This window comes from Pseudomonas sp. TWI923 (genome assembly GCF_039673365.1).
GTDB lineage: Bacteria > Pseudomonadota > Gammaproteobacteria > Pseudomonadales > Pseudomonadaceae > Aquipseudomonas > Aquipseudomonas sichuanensis.
This window is the reverse complement of the sequence record NZ_JBDJLM010000017.1, coordinates 16,759-36,619: the sequence shown is the minus strand read 5'-3', so window position 1 is coordinate 36,619 and position 19,861 is coordinate 16,759. Positions and strand designations below refer to the sequence as shown.

Here is a 19,861-nt window from a genome sequence, read left to right as displayed (position 1 = left end):
GGTGCACAAGCTCGCCTTCTTCGTCCCCGACAGCCATGTCGAGGTGGTCAAGGCCGCTGTGTTTGCCGCCGGTGGCGGACGCATCGGCGACTATGACCACTGCGCCTGGCAGACCCTCGGCCAGGGCCAGTTCCGCCCGTTGGACGGCAGCCAGCCGTACCTCGGGCAGGCCGGCCAGGTCGAGGTAGTCGAGGAGTGGAAGGTGGAGCTGGTGGTGGCCGACGGGCTGATCATGCAGGTCGTCGACGCGCTCAAACGCAGCCATCCGTATCAGACACCGGCTTTTGAGGTCTGGCAGTTGCTGGACCTTTGAGCCGAGGTTTGAATGGGCCCCAAAAGGGTGGGCATAGGCTAATGCCAGTCAGATAGCGCTTCATTGCACTTATTTGGGCTGCTCTGCAGCCCTTCGCGGGTAAACCCGCTCCCACAGGTTTCGCGCCAGCTTGAGGCTTTGCGAGATCCTGTGGGAGCGGGTTTACCCGCAAAGGGCCGCAAAGCGGCCCAAATTGGCTTAACTGACCGACATTAGGCCATAGGCCCACCCTTTTTTTGTGCTCAAAGGTTATTGCAATCAAAAGAACGGGAAGAGATTTCTGAAACTTTCGCTGGTCTTGATCGGCGTGTAGTTCTTGTTCTCATCAAGCTCGCGCAGATGTTCCCGTGCATGTTTCTCGTAATTGTCACGCAGCTCGTCGAACAGGCTGGAAGAGGCTCCCCGCGCAATTTCCTGTTCATGGGTACTTGCCCATTCGGCGACGATTTCATCCTGCCAGTCGGTGTCATAAGGGTGCTGAATGAAGGCGATTGCCTCTTCTGAGGGCGGCAGTGCCAGCTCACCCCTCCAGTACGCCTGCATGTGACCGCCCAGCTGTCTGACTGCCTCTTTGGCGAGCAACATCGCCAGTTCGTGGAAGGGGTGGGTGTCGTGATCCTTGGCCAGCTGTGAGTGGGTCGGGTCTACGCCCGGCGTAGTGTTGGGGTCATCACCAAATTCTGTCTGGAAATCGTCCACCAGGTCGCCGAGTTTTGTCAGCAGTGACTGGAAGACCTGGTTGCAGTAATGGCCGACCACCCGCAACGGCAGGGTCACTGCCCAATACACATGATGGGCAAAGCGGAACAACGGGTTATCGGCGAGATTGTCGCGCAGGGCCAGCAGTCGTTCCAGTGCATTCAGCCACATGGGATTTTCCTGCTCGCGGAGCAGAATCAACATCACCTTCTCGGCATCGCTACGGTAGCCACGTTCAATGTCCTCGAACGCCGGAGGGTTGGCGGGGAACATCATCTTGGCCAACGGTTCGGCGACACTGGCGAGGATGTCGAATCCGCTGAACAGGCCGGTAACCACCGGCAGGCCATGTTCACAATCGGTTTCTGTTGTCCAGGGCAGTACGTCCTCATAGCCAAGCTTGCGCAAGCTGAGCTCGACGAAGTTGGAATGGGCGAAATAGTCTTCGACGATATGCAGGGCCTCGCCGAAATGCCGCAGGCGATCTGTTTTTTCGTCGGAGTACCCAGCCCTTTGAATGTGGTGATGCAGGTTGATGATCGGCCTATCCATGTAGACCTTTCTCGATAGAGCGCGGTAGACCATGGTCGCGTCATCACCTGGCTTGACCGGCGCTTCGAAATCCTCGTCGATTTCCCTGGGGTCGAGGGGCATCTCGCTATGGTCGGTGGGGTTGTCGATGTGTTCCGAAGGGCGATACACACCGAGCAGCTCGGTAGTCACCCTGTAGGCTTCGCGCCCCTCCTCGGTGTTCTGCAGGCCGTTGAACGCTTTGAGTGCCAACAGGTCGACGATCTGGGTGAGGACGTCTCTGGAGATTTTCCTGGGGAATTGCTTGGGGGCATTTTCGGGGCGAACGAGCTTGGGGTCGATCAGTTGCGAATGGTCGCGTAGCCAGTTGCCGAAGTAGACAGCCTGGACTTCCTGCGCACTGAAACCGACTTCCCTCAGCACCTGCGCGATCGTTTCGTGGCCATCTTCGCCTGCGGCGAACCGTGGTTGTGGCCCGACACGACGCAGTTCCGGGATCACTGCTTCGACAGGGGGCGCGTCGCTCACATCCAGTGCCAGTGTCAGTTCTTCCCCGGCAACGGTGAAATAGCCGAACACCGTGCCGTTCTCGGGTGAGCTGTCGATGAAGGTCATCATGCTGGCGTATCTGCCGGCAACTTGCTGCGTTTGTTCGGGTGTTTCTGGCGACAGATCGTCCTCGCCCATGGCGTGGCGCTCGATCTGGATCAGGTTCGCCAGATGGCTACCAAAGGCGCCGAGCAGGGCCAACAGGAATTCGGGTGTGTCTTGTGGGTTGGCGAGCACCCGGTCGATGGCCGACTGGTCGATGAAGATGACATGCAAGTCGTTGTCGTAGCGGGTGATGGTGTCTTGCTGCGTCACCACCTGGTATGCAGGGTTGGCGAGGGTGCCTTCAAGTATGTCGGTGCGCAGCTTGAGATAGACCTCAGCCGGTACCTCCAGGCCAAACACCGGCATGAAGGTGAGCAGGAAGTCGAGCTCCGGGGTAACCATGGCAAATTCGCCAAGCTGGTCGTGAGCGAAAGAACTCTCGAAAACGGGGGCGTCTTCGTCGTGCATCGTGGCGTTGTTCATTTCGTGCATGTCGCGTCCTCTCATCAAATGTGTAGGACGTTCAGCGTGATGGTTCACAAGCGCCGGAAGAATATGGAACTGGGACCTACAGTGACGCGGGAAATATCTTTCTTGGTGTTCCTCCAGGTCTGAGTCGGCTGGCTGCAGCAACTGACGATTCAGCCGTCAGTTGCTGCCATGTGGCCTGTTGCAACCGATTTGCCGCGTCTTTCAGGCGATGCCGATCTCCCCGCCGTCGTTGCGCTGGATGACCACGGTCGAAGAGCGTGGGCGCACCTTTTCACCCGTCGGCGTGGCATCGGTGGCTATCCCGCTGGCTGGCCAGTTTTCCGGGTGCTGGATGTTGACGAACAGGGTCTTGTTATCCGGGGTGAAGGCGATGCCCGTCACCTCGCAGCCATTGGGCCCGACGAAGAAGCGACGCAGGTCCGCCTGGTTGCTGGGGTTGACCGGAATCTGCTTGCCGCTGCCATCCACCAGATCGGTGGGGATCACCGCCAGCAACTGGTCGTTGGTGTAGCTGGTCACGCTCTGTTCGCCGTTGTCGGTCTCGAACCACAGCACGCCACGGCTATCGAAGCGCATGCCGTCGGGGCTGGCGAACTGGTTCATCTCGGTCAGGCCGGAGCGGTTGATGTCGGGGCCGCCTGCGGCGTTGGCGCCGAACACGAAGATGTCCCAGGTGAAGCGCTGGTGATCGTCGCTTTCGTGCCAGCGGATGATGTGGCCGTGGCGGTTGGGGCCGCGCGGGTTGGCCGCATCGACCTTGTCCGGGCTGCGCGCGCTGTTGTTGGTCAGGGTGAGGTAGGCGTCGCCATTGAGCGGGTTGACCGCGGTCCACTCGGGGCGGTCCATTGGCGTTGCGCCCACGGCGTCGGCGGCGCCACGGGTATTGAGGATGATGCCCGCCAGGTCGCCATACCGTGCCCCCAGAGTGGCGCCGTCGGTCGTGGCGGTTACGGCATCGAGCAGAAGCCACACACCCTTGCCGTCGGCATCGAACCGCGCCACGTAGAGCTTGCCCTTGTCCAGGTACTTGGCGCCGGTGGCCAGGCGGTCGGCAGGCTTGGCGTCGGCCGGGTCCCATAGCGCGTCCGAGACGAACTTGTACAAGTACTCGTTGTTGGAGTCGTCGCCGGTGTACCAGACCAGCGGCTTGCCGGCCACGGCCAGGCCCGGGCAGCAGCCCTCGTGGCGGAATCGGCCCAGCGCGGTGCGCTTCACCGCCCGGGTGGCGCTGTTGTAGGGGTCGATTTCGACGATGTAGCCGTAGGTGCTGGCCTCGTTGCGGAAGTCGTCGCTGGCGCTTGCACCGCTTGGGGTGAGGTTGAAACGGGCGAATTCGTCGTCGAACTCACTGGCGTCACCGGCAGCACTTTCCCAGCTGTATTGGCCCGTGGTGGCGGAGACGCCGATACGTACCTGGTCGGCGGGGCGCGTGGCGGTGTTGACGAAGATGCCCGGCCAGTTCTCCTCGCAGGTCAGGTAAGTGCCCCATGGGGTGTAGCCGTTGCCGCAGTTGTTGTTGGTGCCACGGCATTGCGTGCCACTGGGCGAGAAGCGGGTCCTGACGTGCTCTGTGCCACGCAAGGGGCCGGCAATGTCCATCACCGTGGCGGTGGTGAAGCGCCGGTTCAGCGGGTCGTTGTCGACCACCTGCCAGCGCCCGCTGACCTTGCGGATGCGTACCACGCCGGCGCCGTGGGCGTTGATCTCCTTGCGCACCTCTTCGGCCGGGCGTTTGCCGTCGACCGTGGTAGGGCCGGCGGGGTGCAGGGCGGCGGTGTCGATGTATTCGAAGTTGATCGCCAGCAGGCCGTCGTCGGAGCTGCCATCGATGGGGAAGAAATGCATGCCGTCATGGTGCATGCCCATGGCATTGGCCTGGTCGGCGGCGCTGTTGCTGCCGTCCGCTTGCCAAGGTTTGCCGCTGCTGTTGAGCGGCGTGCCCCAAGGCGCCAGTACATAGGCGCTGTAGCCGGCGGCGACGACGCAGGCGTCGGTGCGCGAGCCCTTGATCGATTGGAAGCCAAGTTTGGGTGTGGCAGGTTTCGGCGTGGGGGCAGGGGTGCTGGCGCCGCTGTCGAAGCAGCCGGTCAGGCCTGCGCCGGCGATCATGGCGATCGCCGCGCCAAGGCCGCCGCGTACCACGGCCCTACGGCTCAGATAGGCGTCCATGACGCTGGCCATCGGCAGGTTGCCGCTCAGGTTGCGGTCCAGGTTGTCGCCGCTGTCTCGACTCATCAGGTGTCCTTTTTTATCCGAGTTGAAGCAAACGCAAACTGTAGGTCGCAAATATGACGATCAGTTTGCAGAATGGTTACCGGGGCGCGGGGCCCCGGCGATTGCTGCGCATGCTTTGTTTCTGCATGTTTAGCCGTGATGGCTACGGCTTGCCGTCGATTCGTGATGCCCACTCGGCATCACGGCTGTGGCCACTGGTACGCAACAGGCCCAGGTCAAGCGGGTTGTCGCCCTCGGCGGCGCCTTTGCCTCTGGTGCTTTCGAGCACCGCGGTACCCAGGTCGATCGGTGAGTTGGACGCGTCCAGCGACAGGTCGCGGCGATAGTCACGACCGCTCAAGGTCTCGCGGGTGACGCTGCTGCCGCCCAGATCGACGCGGCCTTCGCTGGCCAGCAGCCTGGCACCGATCAGGCGGGTATCGCCTGCCACTTTCAGGTCGATGCCCTGGGTGCCGGCGAGGGTGGTCTGCCGGGTGACGGTGTCACGTTGTTGATGGCTGACTTCCACCTTGAGCGTCGGCGACAAGGCGGGCTCCGACTTGGCCAGCAATTTGCCCGCCTTGTCGCGCACCTTGCCGCCAGCCGGCCCGGCCAGTGCGCTGACCGCGTTGATATGGCCCTGCGGGTTCTTTTCCTGGCTGAGGCGCCCGTCGACCTTCAGTGCGAGGCTGTCGACTCGGTCCTTGCGGCTGGCGACCAGCAAGTCACCGCCCACCTTGCCACGGATGCGCTCGGCATCCAGGCGCGCGCCTTCGATACGTGAGTCGCCACGGCTGTGCAGGTCGATTTCCCCGGCGTTCAGGGTGCTGTCGTGCCAGGTCTGGTTGTCGCGTCTGTCGAGTGCCACCTGCACCCGTCCGTGCAGGGCGCGCACATCCTTGTCGCGGGCTTCGCCACGGTTCAGCTTGAAGCCGGCCCCGGCGGTGATATCGCGATTGTTGCGGTGCTCCTGCTGGCTCGATGCTTCGATCAGCAAACCGCCATTCCTGGCATCCAGGCCGATCCGCGCGGCACTGGCCTGCAGCCCCTGAACCTGCAAGGCGACGTCATCACGGGCCAGGCTTGTGAACTGCAGCGCAGCCTTGCTGGTGAAGCGGGCATCCACGGCCTGAAGGTCATGTTCATCCACCTTGGCACTGGTGAAATGCCCGCCCAGGTTACCGCCCTTGCCTGCACCGATTGTGCCGGCGATTTCCAGCCCGCCACCGAGGGTGGAACCGCTGGCCTCATGGCTTTCACTGGCGGCGCCAACGGTCAGCAGGCCGTCGCTGTGCAGCGTGATATCCCCGTTGGCATCGATGCGCGTGCCCTCCAGGTGCAGGTTGGAGGCGCTGCTGAGCTCGACCGCGCCTTTGGCGTCGACCTGGGCCACTTGCGCCTTGGTGTCTTCGCCTTGCCGCCAGCTGTGATCGAGGTAGCCACGCAGGTCGAGGCCTTGGCTGCCGGGGCGGTTGCCGCCCTTGGCCCAGAGGCTGGCGTCCAGCTGCGATTTGTTCTGCGTGGTGCTGTCATGGGCCGCAGCCAAGGTCAGGTTGCCGGTGCTGGCCAGGTTGACCGCGCCATCGCCACCGTTGAAGCGCGTCCCTTCATACCGCCCATCGCTGCCCAGTTGTACCTGGATACCGGTTTGCCCATGCAGGCTGCCGGGGCGGGCGAGGGTAGTGGTCTGCTCATGCGCCAGGGTGCCGCCTTTGCCTTCGAGGCGGCCGTTGATGTCCTGCCCGGTGCTGGTATCCACGCGCAAGCCGCCGTCGACTGCCAGGCGTCGCACTTCGTGCTGCTGCTCGTCGCTTGCCGCAAGCAGTTGATGCGTGTCGGCCTGGATCTGCAACGGGCCGCTGCTGGCGCTGTAGTGGGTGCCTTGGTCATCGATACGCTTGGCGTCGATACGCACCGTGGCGCCACTGAAAGTGCTGGCCTGGGCGCTGCTGCTGGTGTCGGTCTGGGCGCGGGCAAGGTGGTTTACGTTCAGGTCGGCGCCGACACTGGGTGGCGCCAGCGCGTCTTCGATGCCGGGCTGTTGGAAGCGCGCGGCTTCATCGCCGTTGACCAGGCGTTCGACAGGCCGGGAAATATCGCGGTACTCGAGGCTCGCCCCCAGGCTGCCCTGCCAGTGGTTGCTGTGCTGTTCGCGGGCCGTGCTGTTGTGCGCGGCACCATTGTCGATGCGCGGGGCGTTGACCAGCAGTGTACCTGCGGCCTCGACACTGGCCGCTTCGGTGGCCAGGTGCGGGGTGTCGATGCGCAGGTCGCCAGCGGCCTTGAGTTCGCTGCGTTGCAGGGTGCTGCTGGTTTCGCGCTGGCTGTCCTGCTTGCGGTGGCCGTAGAAGGCACTGCCGATGCGGTCGATGCCACCGGTCAAGGCAAGGCCGCCGCCGCTGCGAGTGTCGGTCGTATGGTTGTCCTCGGTATGGCGCGCGGCGTCGAGAACCACCTTCTGCGCCTGCAGGTTCAGGTCCCCGGAATTGGCCATCACCTGTGAGCCGGTGACGTGCAGCTGTCCGCCACTGTGCAGGTCAACGGCAGCGCCGCTCAGCGTGCTGGCGACCTGCTGCGTTGCCGATTGCCGCTCGTCGACCTGGGCAACCTCATAGCCGACCCTGGCGTCGTACTGGCGCGAGTCCGGTTTGCCGTCCTGCGCCAGCCGGGTTTGCTGGGCGCTGGCGGTCAGATAGCGATGTTGGCTGGAGCGTTCACTGCTGTGGGTGGCTTGTGCACTTTCGATGTCGAGGTTGCCCTTGGCATCGAGCTCCAGTTTTTGCCCGGCACTGAGGGTAGCCCCTTGCACCTTCAACTCATCGGCGCTGGCCAGGCGCAGGTTGCTGGTGGAGCGCAGGTCGCTCTGCAGCACCTGTTGCGTGTTCTGCCGGGTTTCGCTGCTCTTGCCGAGCAGACCGAACACTTTGCTGTCACTGGCGTTTTGCTGCGATTGGCGGGTGCTCTTGGCGGCCTCGACCGTCAGCGAGGCCTTGTCGCTGTACAGCACGGCGTCGCCGCCACTGCTGACCGTGCTGCCGCGGATGGCCATGCTGTCGGCACTGACAGTGAGCTTGCCTTCGGCGCGCAGGCTGCTGCCGCTGGCCTGGCTGCCCTGGGTCTGGTCGCCGTTGCGCTTGCCGAAGAAGGTGCCGGACACCAGGTCGCCGCGGTAGTCGCGCTGGTTGCCACTGTCCTTGAGCGCCTGCTCGCCCACCTCGACCTGGCGTGCCTGCAATTGCAGGTCGCCCTGGCTGTGCAGGGTGCTGGCGCGGACCCGCAGGGCATTGCCGGCGCTGGCCACGATCTGCGCGCCTTGGAGGCTGCTGGGGCTGGCCTTTTCGCGGTATTGCTGGCTGTCGCTGTCGCCGCGCCAGAGGTGTTTGCGATGGCGCACCTGTTCGTCGACGCTGCTGCTGTCGACTGCGGCGTCGATTGCCAGGTCGGCGCCGCTGTGCAAGGCCAGCGTGCCTCCGGCCTGCAGCTGGGCGGCGCTCAGTTGCAGGTCGTCGCGGGCGGCGAGCGTGAGGTCGTCACTGGCCTGCAGTGCCGAGCCCTGTTGCGCAAGGTCGGTTTGGGTGCGCTCGCGGCTGTAGGTTTCGCTGGTGACGAACCACCATTTCTTGTCCCAGGCTTCGCGGTCTCGCTGCACCTCTTCGCGGGTGGCGGCATCCAGGGTCAGCGTCTGCCCCGAGCGGGCGTCGATGCCCTCGGCCTGGCCACGGGTGGCGGTCAGTTGCAGGTCGCCGGCGGCGTCCAGGGTCAGGGCGCCGCGGGTGCTGGTCAGACTGGCCTGGTGCTGCCCGGTGCCTTGCACGCGCAGGTCGCCGGCGGAGCGGATGGTCAGCCCGTCATCGGCATGCAAGGCCACGTCGCCGACTTTGACGCCTGCGCCTTCGGCGCTGCTCAGCACGCGGATGCGCCCGGCACGCATGGCCCCGAACAGGCTGGCGTCGATGCTGCCCGGGGTGCCTGGCAGGTGCTTAAGTACCTCGCCGCTGGCAGCGTCGAGGCGCTGGCGGCCGACCCTCAGGTTCAGCTCGCCCTTGGCCTCGAGCGGCCCGACGCTTTCGATACGCGGGGCGATAAGGTCCAGCGCGCCTTCCTTGTTGGACTGCCCTCCCGCCAGTACCTGCAGCGCGCCCTCGGCCTCGAGCGTATCCAGGTACTTGAGCTGCTGGTCTTCGATGACCGGGGTGCCGACCAGCATACCGGCGCGGGTGGTGTTGATGAAGCTGCCGCCGTTGAGGGTGATGCCGTTGGGGTTGGCGAGGATGTAGTCGGCCGCACGGCCGAAGATTTCCTGTGGGCCCTCAATCAGTGAGGCGTTGCGGCTGATCACTTCGTTGAGGATGGTCGAGGCGGCCTGGCCCTGGAACTGTGGGTTGGCCGCCAGGGCGCCGGCCAGTTGCGACTGGCCGGCGTGCACGGCGTTGTTCAGGACCAGGCCCTGGTTGCCGACGTTGTAGTCGAGGAACTGGTTGTGCGACAGGCCGCTGGCGTTGGGCGCAACGATATCGATCACCGGGACGCCGTGCGCCTCGCTGACCAATGGCGTGCCGCCCGGGCCGGGGGCAGGTTGCAGCGGGCCAGCGGCCAGCAGCGTGGGCGAGGCGCACAGACAGAGGAACATCGCCCAGCGCAGCCGGTCAGGGTGCAGCGGGCGGGGATGTTCGGACGGTTTCATGGTGGTGCTCTCCTTTCGGTGGATGAATCAGAGGTTCAAGGTCCACTCCAGGCCCCAGAAGCCGGGCTCGAGCGCGTGGCGCGGGCGATCGCTGGCGTACAGGGCGCGTTGGTAGTCGAGGCGTATGCGGTTGCCGGGCAGGCTCAGCTCCAGGCCCAGGGTGCCGCCGGCCATGCGCTGCGAAGGGCTGCCGTGGTCGAAGCGGGTCCAGCCCAGGTCCAGGCCCAGGTAGGGGCGCAGTTGCACGGCGGTGGATGAAAGGAGGTCGAAGGGGTAGCTGAGGGTATTGCGCCAGACGGCCCCGCTGGCGCCGGAGACGGTGCGCTGGCGCACGCCGCGGACACTGTTGTTGTCACTGAGCAGCAGCTGCTCGATGGCGGGCAGCGGGTCGGGGCTGTATTGCAGGTTCAGCTCGCTTTGCCAGCGCCAGGGATGCCCGGGCGGTCCCTGGGCCAGGTACAGCAGGCTGGCGCGGTACTTGCGAAAGTCGGGTTTCGGGGCGCCGGGGCGCAGCGCGCCGCGGTCGGCGCCGAGTGCGTCGAGGCCTTGGCTGACCCCTAGCGAGGCGCTCCAAAGCCCATGCTCCAGCCACAGCAGGTTGAGGCCGGCGTCGAGGGTGGTGAGGGTCGGGCTTTGCACCGCCAGGCGCTGGCGTTGCAGGTAGTTGTTCAGGCGTTTGTGGTCCAGGCGCAGGCCGGCGCTGAGCATGCCCTGCTGGTTGCGCCACAGTACCCGCTCGCCGCTCAGGCCCTGGAACTGGCTGCCTCCGCTGGCCTGGCGTCCGCCGGGCAACGGTGAGTGATAGCGCAACTGGCTGGCGTTGAGCGCGAAGGACCAGGGGCCGTAAGGGATGCTGTAGTACAGGCTCACCCCCTGGCTGGCGCCGGGCGCCTGCAGCACGGTCGAGAACAGCGCCACCCGCAGGTCGTCGTTCAGCCCCAGCGGGCTGTCCAGGCCGAGCCCGAGGTTGAGGCGCTGACGGCCGGTCAGTGGGCTGCCGCGGTTGTCGAAGCGGCTGTCCAGGTGCCAGCGGGCGCCGACCTGGTGTGGGACTATGCGCACGCGCGTCGCTCCGGCCACATCGCCGGGCAGCAGGTCGGCGCCAAGCTCGTAGGCCCGCAGGCGATTGAGCTGATCCAGGCCTTGCTCCAGGTCAGGCAGGTGCAGTGGCTGGCCGAGCAGGCCGGGGAAGGCACCGCGCAGCGACAGCGGCAGCTCGTCGCCGGCCAGTTCGATGGCTTCGACAAAACCTTCGACGATCAGGATGTCCAGTGGCAGGCCGGGCTGCGGTGCCTGCAGCAGATAGGGGCGCGCAAGTGGATAGCCGGCCTGCACATAGCGTTCGGTCAGCGCCCTGAACAGCCGGTTGACGGCCGCCACGTCCATGCAGGGCAGTACCAGCGGGCGCAAGGTGCGTTCGAGGTCGCTGGCCGAGAGGCGGCGATTGCCGCTCACGCGCGCCCCCGACACTGGCCAGCAGGGGCTGCCGGCATCGTCTGGCGAAGTGCCTCGCGGCATGCGGCTGGATGGCTGGCGGTACTGCCAGCGTTGCAGCCGCTGGCGCTGTTCCAGTTCGCGTATCGATTGCTGCTGGTCGCGCAGTTGCAGGCTGGCCGGGTCTTCTGCCGCGGCAGCCGGTACGCTGCACAGGCTCAGCAGCAGGCAGGCGAGGTACAGCGGGATGGCACGACGGAGGTTGGTCGGCATGGCGAAATCCGGCAATTCGTGTACGAAGGAAGTACTCGTTTGCGTGGATTCTATGAATCTGCCTAGCCGATTAGATGCGGTCTCGCGCCCATCTGAATGTCAGATGGGTGGTGAGAAAATGTAGGGTGTTTCCTAAGAAATTGCGTCGACGGGGCGGTCGCTCAAGGGCGAATTTCGATCAATGTACCGTCCTTGACCATGCTCCACACCTCACGCATGTCGTCGTTACGCATGGCGATGCAGCCCTCGGTCCAGTCGAGGGTGTGGAAGTACCACTCTGGGTATTCCTCGTTGATCGGGGTGCCGTGGATCATGATCATGCCGCCGGCATCCACCCCTTCACGGCGGGCCTTGGCCGCGTCGCTGATGTTCGGGTAGGAGATGTGCATGGCCAGGTTGTAGCGGTCGCTGACCTTGCGCCAGTCGAGCCAGTACAGGCCCTCGGGGGTTTTCTTGTCGCCCTCGCGCACCTTGGCGCCCTTGGGTTGCTTGCCCAGGGAAATGCGGTAGGTCTTCAGCGGTTCGCCACGGCTGATCAGTTGCAGGCGGCGTTCGGACTTGAGCACCAGCACTTTGTCGATCAATGGCCCTTGCACCACGGCGCTGGCGGGTGAAACGGGCTGCACGACCGGTTGTGGCTTGCGAATGATGGTTTCGGTGAACGCGGCATGCGACACCGAGGCGACACTGAGGCAGAAAAGGGCAAGCAACCAGCGCATGAAACCGTATCCCTGAAAACTTAAGTGGTGGATGACGCGACATTCATCGGCGGCAGGTATTCATGGCCTATCGGGTAGTGCTGCCTGACGCGGTCGCGATAGTAGCATTCTAGTGTGCGTGTGACGGTGCGGAAAGCCAGCTCATCCCACGGGATCTCGTGTTCCTCGAACAAGCGCACCTCCAGGCTCTCGACGCCGACGGCGAAGTTCAGGTCGGCCAGTTCCGCGCGGAAGAACGCGTGCACCTGGTTGATGTGCGGCAAGTCGAACAACTGGTACAGGCTCATTTGCGTGACCCGGGCGCAGGCCTCTTCGACGGTTTCGCGACGAGCGGCGTCGTCGAGGGTCTCGCCGTTCTCCATGAAACCGGCGGGCAGGGTCCAGAAGCCGCGGCGTGGCTCGATGGCGCGGCGGCACAGCAGCACTTGGCTGCCCCAGGTGGGCAGCACACCGGCAACGATGTTGGGGTTCTGGTAATGGATGGTCTGGCAATGCTCGCACACATACCGTGGGCGGCTGTCGCCCTCGGGGATTCGCTGGATGACCGGCTGGCCGCACGCGCTGCAGAATTTCATGCTTTCATCATTCCTGTGGGGTCTGGCTATCTTGGCGCGCGCGGTCGGCCCACTGCAAGCAGCCCGGGGCAGGGCTTGGGTGCCCGCAGGCTTTGGTGCATCATGCACGGCAGGCCTTGGAATCGAGAGTGCGTAATGCTGGACGAGCTTCTTCGCCGAATGAGCAACCACACCCCTGCATCATTGCAGGTGGACAGCCGTTTTCCGGAAGCAGCGGTGCTGTTACCCATCACCCGCAGCGATGAGCCCGAGCTGGTGCTTACCCTGCGTGCCAAGGGCTTGTCCACCCACGGTGGCGAAGTGGCGTTCCCTGGTGGGCGGCGCGATCCGGAGGACCCGGACCTGGTGTTCACGGCTCTGCGCGAAGCAGAAGAAGAGATCGGCCTGCCGCCTGGTCTGGTCGAGGTGATTGGCCCGCTCAGCCCGCTGATTTCATTGCATGGCCTGAAGGTGACTCCATTCGTCGGGCTGATCCCCGATTACGTCGAGTACCACGCCAACGACGCGGAAATTGCCGCTGTATTCACGGTGCCGCTGGCATTCTTTCGCCAGGACCCGCGCGACCACACCCACCGTATCGATTACCAGGGCCGCAGCTGGTACGTGCCCAGCTACCGCTACGGCGACTACAAGATCTGGGGGCTGTCGGCGATCATGATCGTCGAGCTGGTCAACCTGCTGTTCGATGCCGGCATCAGCCTGCATAAGCCGCCAGAGCGTTTCATCCAGAACTGAGCGGGGCACACCCCGCCACCGGCGTTCAACCGTGAGGAGCGACACATGAAATACCGCCTGGGCGACCTGCGGGTCGAGACCCATCCCACCAGTTGGGCCGCACCCAATGCCACGCTGATCGGCAAGGTGCGCCTGCAGGCGCGTGCCAGCGTGTGGTTCGGCGCGGTGCTGCGCGGCGACAACGAGCTGATCGACATCGGCGAGGACAGCAACGTCCAGGACGGCACGGTGATGCACACCGACATGGGCTCGCCGCTGACCCTCGGCAAGGGCGTGACCATCGGCCATAACGCCATGCTGCATGGCTGCACGGTGGGCGACTACAGCCTGATCGGCATCAACGCGGTGATCCTCAACGGTGCGCGCATCGGCAAACACTGCATCATCGGCGCCAATGCATTGATCCCCGAAGGCAAGGAAATCCCCGACGGCTCGCTGGTAATGGGCTCGCCTGGCAAGGTGGTGCGCGAGCTGACCGAGCAGCAGCAGCGCATGCTCGAAGCCAGCGCTGCGCATTACGTGCACAACGCCCAGCGTTACGCCCGTGAACTGGTGCCCGATGAAGACTGACGAACGGCCCGTGGCCTCGCCCTGCGTCAGCATTTGCGCCCTGGACGAGCAGGATATCTGCACCGGGTGCCAGCGCACGGTGAGCGAGATCACCCGCTGGGGGCGGATGGACAATGACGAGCGCCGGGCGGTGCTGAAGCTGTGCCATGAGCGCGCAGTAAAGGCCGGGCTCGTCCTGTAGGAGCGGCCTTGTGTCGCGATGGGCTGCGCAGCAGCCCCCTGCAATATTGCTGGCGAAGCAGAAATCCTGGGGCTGCTGGCGCAGCCCATCGCGACACAAGGCCGCTCCTACAGGGACGGCGTTGCCTGTCGAGGGGGCTAGCGGTACTCTGTGCGGCTTGCCCAACATCCAGATAGCCCATGTTCTACCTCATCGCCTATATCAGCAGCGTGGTGCTGATCAACTACGCCTTCTCCAGCGCACCGCACCTGGATGTGATCTGGTCCGCCTGGGGCGGGTTGGTGTTCATCCTGCGCGACATGGTGCAGACCCGCTACGGCCATGGCGCGCTGCTGGCCATGCTGGCGGCGCTGGTGCTCTCGTATGCCACCTCCGAGCCTGCCATCGCCCTGGCCAGCGCTACGGCGTTCTTCGTCTCCGAACTGATCGACTGGCTGGTATTCAGCGTCACCCGCCGGCCCCTGCGCGACCGCCTGTGGCTGAGCTCGGCGCTGAGCATCCCGGTGGATACCTTCATCTTCTTCGGCATGATCGGCGCGTTGACCCCCGTGGTGATCGGCACGGCGCTGGCGTCGAAGTTCGCCGGAGTCACCGCGGTATGGCTGATCATGGCCTGGCGTGCCCGGCGCGCGATGGTCGTATCCTGATGTAGAATGCGGGTCCAATTTTCAGCGGGCAGCAGCCAGCGTGGCGCGGCCCCGGACGCCTTCGAGGACCTGAAATGACCCGTATCGGAACCCCATTGTCGCCTACCGCGACCCGTGTACTGCTGTGCGGCTGCGGCGAGCTGGGCAAGGAAGTGGTGATCGAGCTGCAGCGCCTGGGCGTCGAGGTGATCGCCGTCGACCGCTACGCCAATGCCCCGGCCATGCAGGTCGCGCACCGCAGCCACGTGATCAACATGCTCGATGGCGTGGCCCTGCGCGCGGTGATCGAGGCGGAAAAACCGCACTACATTGTCCCCGAGATCGAGGCCATCGCCACCGCCACGCTGGTGGAGCTTGAGAACGAAGGCTTCAATGTCGTCCCCACCGCCCGCGCCACCCAACTGACCATGAACCGCGAAGGCATCCGCCGCCTGGCCGCCGAAGAGCTGGACCTGCCGACCTCGCCTTACCACTTCGCCGACACCTTCGAGGACTACAGCAAGGCCGTCGCCGACCTTGGCTACCCATGCGTGGTCAAGCCGGTGATGAGCTCGTCGGGCAAGGGCCAGAGCCTGCTGCGCAGCGCCGATGACTTGCAGAAGGCCTGGGACTACGCCCAGGAAGGCGGCCGCGCCGGCAAGGGCCGGGTGATCATCGAGGGCTTCATCGACTTCGAATACGAAATCACCTTGCTGACCGTGCGCCATGTGGGCGGCACCACCTTCCTTGAGCCGGTCGGCCACCGTCAGGAGAAGGGCGACTACCAGGAGTCCTGGCAGCCTCAGGCGATGAGCCCGAAAGCCCTGGCTGAGTCGCAGCGGGTGGCCCAGGCGGTCACCGACGCCCTGGGTGGGCGTGGCCTGTTCGGCGTCGAGCTGTTCGTCAAGGGTGACCAGGTGTGGTTCAGCGAAGTGTCGCCGCGCCCGCACGACACTGGCCTGGTGACCTTGATTTCCCAGGACCTGTCGCAGTTCGCCCTGCACGCCCGGGCGATTCTCGGCCTGCCGATTCCGGTGGTGCGCCAGTTCGGCCCGTCGGCTTCGGCGGTGATCCTGCCCGAAGGTCAGTCGCAGCAGACCGCCTTCGCCAACTTGAACGCCGCTTTGAGCGAGCCGGACACCGCCATCCGCCTGTTCGGCAAGCCTGAGATCAATGGCACCCGCCGCATGGGCGTGTGCCTGGCGCGTGATGAGTCTGTTGAAGCTGCACGGGCCAAGGCCACCCGCGCTTCGCAGGCGGTCAAGGTCGAGTTCTGATCTGAGATTGCTGGGGGCGCTCTGCGCCCCTTTCGCGGCACAAGGCCGCTCCTACAGAGGGTATGCGATCCCTGTAGGAGCGGCCTTGTGCCGCGAAAGGGCTGCAAAGCAGCCCCAGCTTTCTCAAAGCTCGGTATTGCGCGTCTCTTTCAGGCACAACACGGCAATCAGGCTGATCATCGCTGCCGCCGACACATACCCCCCCACCCAGCTCAAGCCCCCCATGCTCACCAGCTTCTGGGCAAAGAACGGTGCCGCCGAGGCGCCGACGATGCCACCCAGGTTGTAGGCCGCCGAGGCGCCGGTGTAGCGCACGTGGGTCGGGAACAGCTCTGGCAGCAAGGCGCCCATCGGCGCGAAGGTCACCCCCATCAGGAACAGCTCGATGCTCAGGAACAGTGCCACGCCCGTGGTCGAGCCCGAGGTGAGCAGCGGCTCCATGGCGAAGCCCGAGGCGATGGCCAGCAGCGCACCAACGATCAATACCGGCTTGCGCCCGTAGCGGTCGCTGAGCCAGGCCGACAGTGGCGTGGCCAGGGCCATGAACACCACGGCGAAGCACAGCAGGCCGAGGAAGGTCTCGCGGCTGTAGCCCAGCGTCGTCACGCCGTAGCTCAGCGAGAACACCGTGGAGATGTAGAACAGCGCGTAGCACACCACCATCGCCGCCGCGCCCAGCAGGGTCGGCAGCCAGTACTGGGCGAACAGCTCGACCACCGGCATCTTGACCCGCTCCTGGCGCGCCACGGCCTTGGCGAATACCGGGCTTTCCTCGAGTTTCAGGCGCACGTACAGGCCAACCAGCACCAGCGCGGCGCTGAGCAGGAACGGAATGCGCCAGCCCCAGTCGCGGAACTGCTCGTCGCTGAGCACCAGGGCCAGGGTGAGGAACAGGCCGTTGGCGGCCAAAAAGCCGATCGAAGGGCCCAGTTGCGGGAACATGCCGAACCAGGCGCGCTTGCCTTCGGGGGCGTTCTCGGTGGCCAGCAGCGCCGCGCCACCCCATTCGCCGCCCAGGCCCAGGCCTTGGCCGAAGCGCAGGATGCAGAGCAGGACCGGCGCCCACACGCCGATGCTGTCATAGCCCGGCAGCACGCCAATCAGCGTGGTCGAAACCCCCATCAGCAACAGCGAAGCGACCAGGGTCGACTTGCGCCCGATACGGTCGCCGAAGTGGCCGAACAGCGCCGAGCCCAGTGGTCGGGCGAGGAACGCGATGCCGAAGGTGAGGAAGGCCGCGAGCATCTGCGCGGTGCCCGACCCGGACGGGAAGAACACCGGCCCGATCACCAGGGCGGCGGCGGTGGCGTAGACGTAGAAATCGTAGAACTCGATGGCAGTGCCGATGAAACTGGCGGTGGCCACCCGCGCAGGCGAGTTGACCGGGGCCGCCGAGGCAGGTTCGGCGTAGGTGCTGCTGGTAGTCATGCGTAGGTCCCTGACAGTCGATGCTCCATGGGGCACGGCCCATGTGGCGGGCACACGGGAGCCGGAGCGTATTGTTATGAGTCGCGTGACTGACGATAGCCCAGGGGGTAGGGAGGGGCGGGCGCTGTTCGGGGTGGTGACGCAGGGCCGTGGGGCGTGTCAGTGATGCGGACTGGCCGTGGGGCGCCGGGTGCGGGTAGCAGGCGGGACGGCAGGGCTGGGTAAGCGTTGGCCGAGTATAACTATCGGGTCAGGGTCCAGACCAGCACCTTGCTGGCGCAATTGTCCTCGGTTTCGAGGATTTCCAGGCGATAACGGCCGATCTTCAGGCATACCGCCGTTGCCGGGATGCTTTCCAGCGCCTCGGTGACCAGGCCGTTGAGGGTTTTCGGCCCGCCATCACAGGGCAGGTGCCAGCCGAGGGTGCGGTTGATCTCACGCAGCGAGGCGGTGCCTTCGATGATGAAGCGGCCATCGCTCTGCGGGTGCACGTGCGGGTTGTCGAGGCTGTGTTCGTCTTCGAATTCGCCGACGATCTCTTCGAGGATGTCTTCGAGGGTGACGATGCCCAGCACTTCGCCGTATTCGTCCACCACCACGCCCATGCGCCGCTGTTGCTTGTGGAAATTCAGCAATTGCATCTGCAGGGGCGTGCTTTCGGGGACGAAGTAGGGCTCGTAGCAGGCGGCCTGGAGCTTTTCGAAGGTCAGTTCGGCGCGCGGCAGCAGGTGGCTGATCAGTTTGGTGTTGAGTACCGCTTCCACCTGGTTGATGTCGTTGTGATAGATCGGCAGGCGGGTGTGGCGGCTGACGATCAGCTGCTCGACGATGCGCTCGATGGGGTCGTCGAGGTTGATGCCGTCGACTTCGCTGCGCGGTACCAGGATGTCGTTGACGGTGATCTTGTCCAGGGCCTGCAAGCCCTCGAGCAAGCCGTTGCGGGACGGGTCATGCTGCTCATCGTCATCGAAGTCGTCTTCCTGCGGGTGCAGCGCCACCGCGATGGGCTGCACGCGGAACGGGCGCAGGATCAACCGGGCGCAGCCATCGAGCAGGCAGGCCAAGGGTTGCAGTGCGGCCAGCGGGACCTTGAGCAGGCTGGCGCCAAGGCTGATGAATGCCTGCGGATTGCGTCGGGCCAGGCGTCGCGGCAGGTATTCGGCGAGCACCAGCAGGGCTGCGGTAGCGGCCAGCCCGGCCAGCCAGAAACCGTGTTCGCCGCTGTAGCGCTGGCCGATCAGGCAGGCCAGGCCCAGCACCAGCAGCTTGCCGAGGCTGGCGCAGAGCACCAGGGCCTGGGCGGGCAGGGTCGGGTCGGCGTGGCCGTTCTGTTGCTGGCGAGCGCAGTCCACGGCGGTGAACAGCGCCGACCACAGCAGTGCCAGTACCAGTGTGCCGAGCAGCGGGGCGTACGGCAGGGTATCCATGGGCGGCCGTCAGATATGCAAGATGAATTCGCGGACCAGCTTGCTGCCGAAATAGGCCAGCATCAGCAGGCAGAAACCGGCGAGGGTCCAGCGGATCGCCTTGTGGCCACGCCAGCCCAGGCGGGTGCGGCCCCACAGCAACACACTGAACACGATCCACGCCACGCAGGCCAGCAGGGTCTTGTGCACCAGGTGCTGGGCAAACAGGTTGTCGAGGAACAGCCAGCCGGAGATCAGCGACAGCGACAGCAGCCCCCAACCGGCCCAGAGGAAGCCGAACAGCAGGCTTTCCATGGTTTGCAGCGGCGGGAAATTGCGGATCAGCCCGGACGGGTGCTTGTGCTTGAGCTGGTGGTCCTGCAGCAACAGCAGCAGGGCCTGGAACACGGCGATGGTGAACAGGCCATAGGCGAGGATCGACAGCAGGATGTGCGCGAGGATGCCCGGCTCTTCATTGATCAGCGGCACCGTGCCGGGCGGGGCGAACTGCGCCAGCAGCGCGGTTATAGCACCCAGCGGGAACAGCAGCACCAGCAGGTTCTCCACTGGAATGCTCAGGCAGGCGATCAGCGTCAGGCCGATCACCGCCACGGCGATCAGGCTGGCGGCGCTGAAGAAATCCAGGCTCAGGCCCAGCGGGGTGATCAGCTGGAAGAACAGCGCGCCGCCCTGGGCGAGCACCGCCAGTGCGCCGAGCACACCGAGCAGCCGCTTGTCGGCGCGGGCGCCACGGGCCAGGCCGGTGGCCTGGTAGACGGTCGCGGCCACATAAAGGAAGGCGGCGATCAGGTTGGGGATGAGGCTGGGTGAAGAGAGCATAAGTCCTGGCAGGCAAGCCTTAAAGGGACGGAGTTTGGCATAGAACGCGGTGGGCAAGGAAGACTGCGGATCAATCGCGGGGCAAGCCCGCTCCCACAGGGGCTGTGGGGCATTGTGGGAGCGGGCTTGCCCCGCGAATGGCCGGTGGTCCCGAGCAAGGTGTGCGGCGGCGGCAGTCTTCGCTATAATCGCCGCCTTGTTGTGCCCAGCGCGTGTGCATTTCCACCTGGGCGCCTGAAAAACCTCGGCTTCACTGGGCCTGAAAGGATC

At 65.0% G+C, this 19,861-nt stretch carries 15 protein-coding genes; 6 read left to right on the top strand and 9 right to left on the bottom strand.

Translation table 11 applies throughout. From position 1 onward, the window contains the following. The first annotated feature begins 1 nt into the window (after position 1). Positions 2–313, top strand: coding sequence for an NGG1p interacting factor NIF3 (locus ABE459_RS09900; protein WP_125465265.1), 312 nt, complete (start codon positions 2–4; stop codon positions 311–313). Between the two features lie 258 nt (positions 314–571). Here the strand turns inward: ABE459_RS09900 and ABE459_RS09895 are convergent, their stop codons facing one another. From ABE459_RS09895 to ABE459_RS09870, 6 genes are all read right to left on the bottom strand, one after another. Further along, a complete protein-coding gene (locus ABE459_RS09895) occupies positions 572–2,629 on the bottom strand; it encodes an HET-C-related protein (protein WP_323830255.1) in 2,058 nt (685 codons plus the stop codon). Between the two features lie 201 nt (positions 2,630–2,830). Beyond that, complete coding sequence (locus ABE459_RS09890; protein ID WP_323830254.1) at positions 2,831–4,864, bottom strand: PhoX family phosphatase; 2,034 nt, start codon at positions 4,862–4,864, stop codon at positions 2,831–2,833. Between the two features lie 142 nt (positions 4,865–5,006). Next, positions 5,007–9,527 (bottom strand): hemagglutinin repeat-containing protein, encoded by a 4,521-nt coding sequence (locus ABE459_RS09885; RefSeq protein ID WP_323830253.1) that lies wholly within the window; start codon positions 9,525–9,527, stop codon positions 5,007–5,009. A gap of 27 nt (positions 9,528–9,554) precedes the next feature. After that, positions 9,555–11,234 carry a ShlB/FhaC/HecB family hemolysin secretion/activation protein gene (locus ABE459_RS09880; RefSeq protein ID WP_323830252.1) on the bottom strand — a complete coding sequence of 560 codons (1,680 nt, stop codon included), beginning with the start codon at positions 11,232–11,234 and terminating at the stop codon, positions 9,555–9,557. Positions 11,235–11,395: 161 nt separating this feature from the next. Then, the gene (locus tag ABE459_RS09875; RefSeq protein ID WP_125465260.1) at positions 11,396–11,953 is read right to left on the bottom strand and encodes a L,D-transpeptidase family protein; all 558 of its coding nucleotides are present in this window, start codon (positions 11,951–11,953) and stop codon (positions 11,396–11,398) included. 20 nt (positions 11,954–11,973) lie between these two features. Next, positions 11,974–12,528, bottom strand: coding sequence for an NUDIX hydrolase (locus ABE459_RS09870; protein WP_323830251.1), 555 nt, complete (start codon positions 12,526–12,528; stop codon positions 11,974–11,976). 135 nt (positions 12,529–12,663) lie between these two features. Between ABE459_RS09870 and ABE459_RS09865 the strand changes: the two genes are divergently transcribed. From ABE459_RS09865 to purT, 5 genes are all read left to right on the top strand, one after another. Beyond that, positions 12,664–13,263, top strand: coding sequence for a CoA pyrophosphatase (locus ABE459_RS09865; protein ID WP_125465258.1), 600 nt, complete (start codon positions 12,664–12,666; stop codon positions 13,261–13,263). A 45-nt stretch (positions 13,264–13,308) separates the two neighbouring features. Further along, positions 13,309–13,833 (top strand): gamma carbonic anhydrase family protein, encoded by a 525-nt coding sequence (locus ABE459_RS09860; RefSeq protein WP_125465257.1) that lies wholly within the window; start codon positions 13,309–13,311, stop codon positions 13,831–13,833. Beyond that, positions 13,823–14,014 carry a DUF1289 domain-containing protein gene (locus tag ABE459_RS09855; RefSeq protein WP_125465256.1) on the top strand — a complete coding sequence of 64 codons (192 nt, stop codon included), beginning with the start codon at positions 13,823–13,825 and terminating at the stop codon, positions 14,012–14,014. The genes ABE459_RS09860 and ABE459_RS09855 overlap by 11 nt, the downstream gene beginning before the upstream one ends. A 179-nt stretch (positions 14,015–14,193) precedes the next feature. After that, positions 14,194–14,661, top strand: coding sequence for a VUT family protein (locus tag ABE459_RS09850; RefSeq protein ID WP_125465255.1), 468 nt, complete (start codon positions 14,194–14,196; stop codon positions 14,659–14,661). Positions 14,662–14,735: 74 nt separating this feature from the next. After that, positions 14,736–15,917 carry a formate-dependent phosphoribosylglycinamide formyltransferase gene (purT, locus tag ABE459_RS09845; protein ID WP_110993295.1) on the top strand — a complete coding sequence of 394 codons (1,182 nt, stop codon included), beginning with the start codon at positions 14,736–14,738 and terminating at the stop codon, positions 15,915–15,917. A 123-nt stretch (positions 15,918–16,040) separates the two neighbouring features. Here purT and ABE459_RS09840 read toward each other — a convergent pair whose 3' ends face one another. The 3 genes from ABE459_RS09840 to ABE459_RS09830 all read right to left on the bottom strand — a co-directional run bounded on the left by ABE459_RS09840 (position 16,041) and on the right by ABE459_RS09830 (position 19,591). Beyond that, complete coding sequence (locus ABE459_RS09840; protein ID WP_323830250.1) at positions 16,041–17,345, bottom strand: MFS transporter; 1,305 nt, start codon at positions 17,343–17,345, stop codon at positions 16,041–16,043. Between the two features lie 242 nt (positions 17,346–17,587). Next, on the bottom strand, positions 17,588–18,772 hold the full coding sequence (locus ABE459_RS09835) for a transporter associated domain-containing protein (protein WP_323830249.1): 1,185 nt from the start codon (positions 18,770–18,772) through the stop codon (positions 17,588–17,590). A gap of 9 nt (positions 18,773–18,781) precedes the next feature. Beyond that, entirely contained in the window at positions 18,782–19,591 is an 810-nt protein-coding gene (locus ABE459_RS09830) for an inner membrane protein YpjD (protein ID WP_323830248.1), read from the bottom strand. Positions 19,592–19,861: the final 270 nt, after the last annotated feature.

Bases quoted from the DNA above. Each gene is read 5' to 3' on its own strand.
- ABE459_RS09895 (WP_323830255.1), bottom strand. From the start codon at position 2,629: ATGCACGAAATGAACAACGCCACGATGCACGACGAAGACGCCCCCGTT.
- ABE459_RS09890 (WP_323830254.1), bottom strand. From the start codon at position 4,864: ATGAGTCGAGACAGCGGCGACAACCTGGACCGCAACCTGAGCGGCAAC.
- ABE459_RS09885 (WP_323830253.1), bottom strand. From the start codon at position 9,527: ATGAAACCGTCCGAACATCCCCGCCCGCTGCACCCTGACCGGCTGCGC.
- ABE459_RS09880 (WP_323830252.1), bottom strand. From the start codon at position 11,234: ATGCCGACCAACCTCCGTCGTGCCATCCCGCTGTACCTCGCCTGCCTG.
- ABE459_RS09875 (WP_125465260.1), bottom strand. From the start codon at position 11,953: ATGCGCTGGTTGCTTGCCCTTTTCTGCCTCAGTGTCGCCTCGGTGTCG.
- ABE459_RS09870 (WP_323830251.1), bottom strand. From the start codon at position 12,528: ATGAAATTCTGCAGCGCGTGCGGCCAGCCGGTCATCCAGCGAATCCCC.
- ABE459_RS09865 (WP_125465258.1), top strand. From the start codon at position 12,664: ATGCTGGACGAGCTTCTTCGCCGAATGAGCAACCACACCCCTGCATCA.
- ABE459_RS09860 (WP_125465257.1), top strand. From the start codon at position 13,309: ATGAAATACCGCCTGGGCGACCTGCGGGTCGAGACCCATCCCACCAGT.
- ABE459_RS09855 (WP_125465256.1), top strand. From the start codon at position 13,823: ATGAAGACTGACGAACGGCCCGTGGCCTCGCCCTGCGTCAGCATTTGC.
- ABE459_RS09850 (WP_125465255.1), top strand. From the start codon at position 14,194: ATGTTCTACCTCATCGCCTATATCAGCAGCGTGGTGCTGATCAACTAC.
- purT (WP_110993295.1), top strand. From the start codon at position 14,736: ATGACCCGTATCGGAACCCCATTGTCGCCTACCGCGACCCGTGTACTG.
- ABE459_RS09840 (WP_323830250.1), bottom strand. From the start codon at position 17,345: ATGACTACCAGCAGCACCTACGCCGAACCTGCCTCGGCGGCCCCGGTC.
- ABE459_RS09835 (WP_323830249.1), bottom strand. From the start codon at position 18,772: ATGGATACCCTGCCGTACGCCCCGCTGCTCGGCACACTGGTACTGGCA.
- ABE459_RS09830 (WP_323830248.1), bottom strand. From the start codon at position 19,591: ATGCTCTCTTCACCCAGCCTCATCCCCAACCTGATCGCCGCCTTCCTT.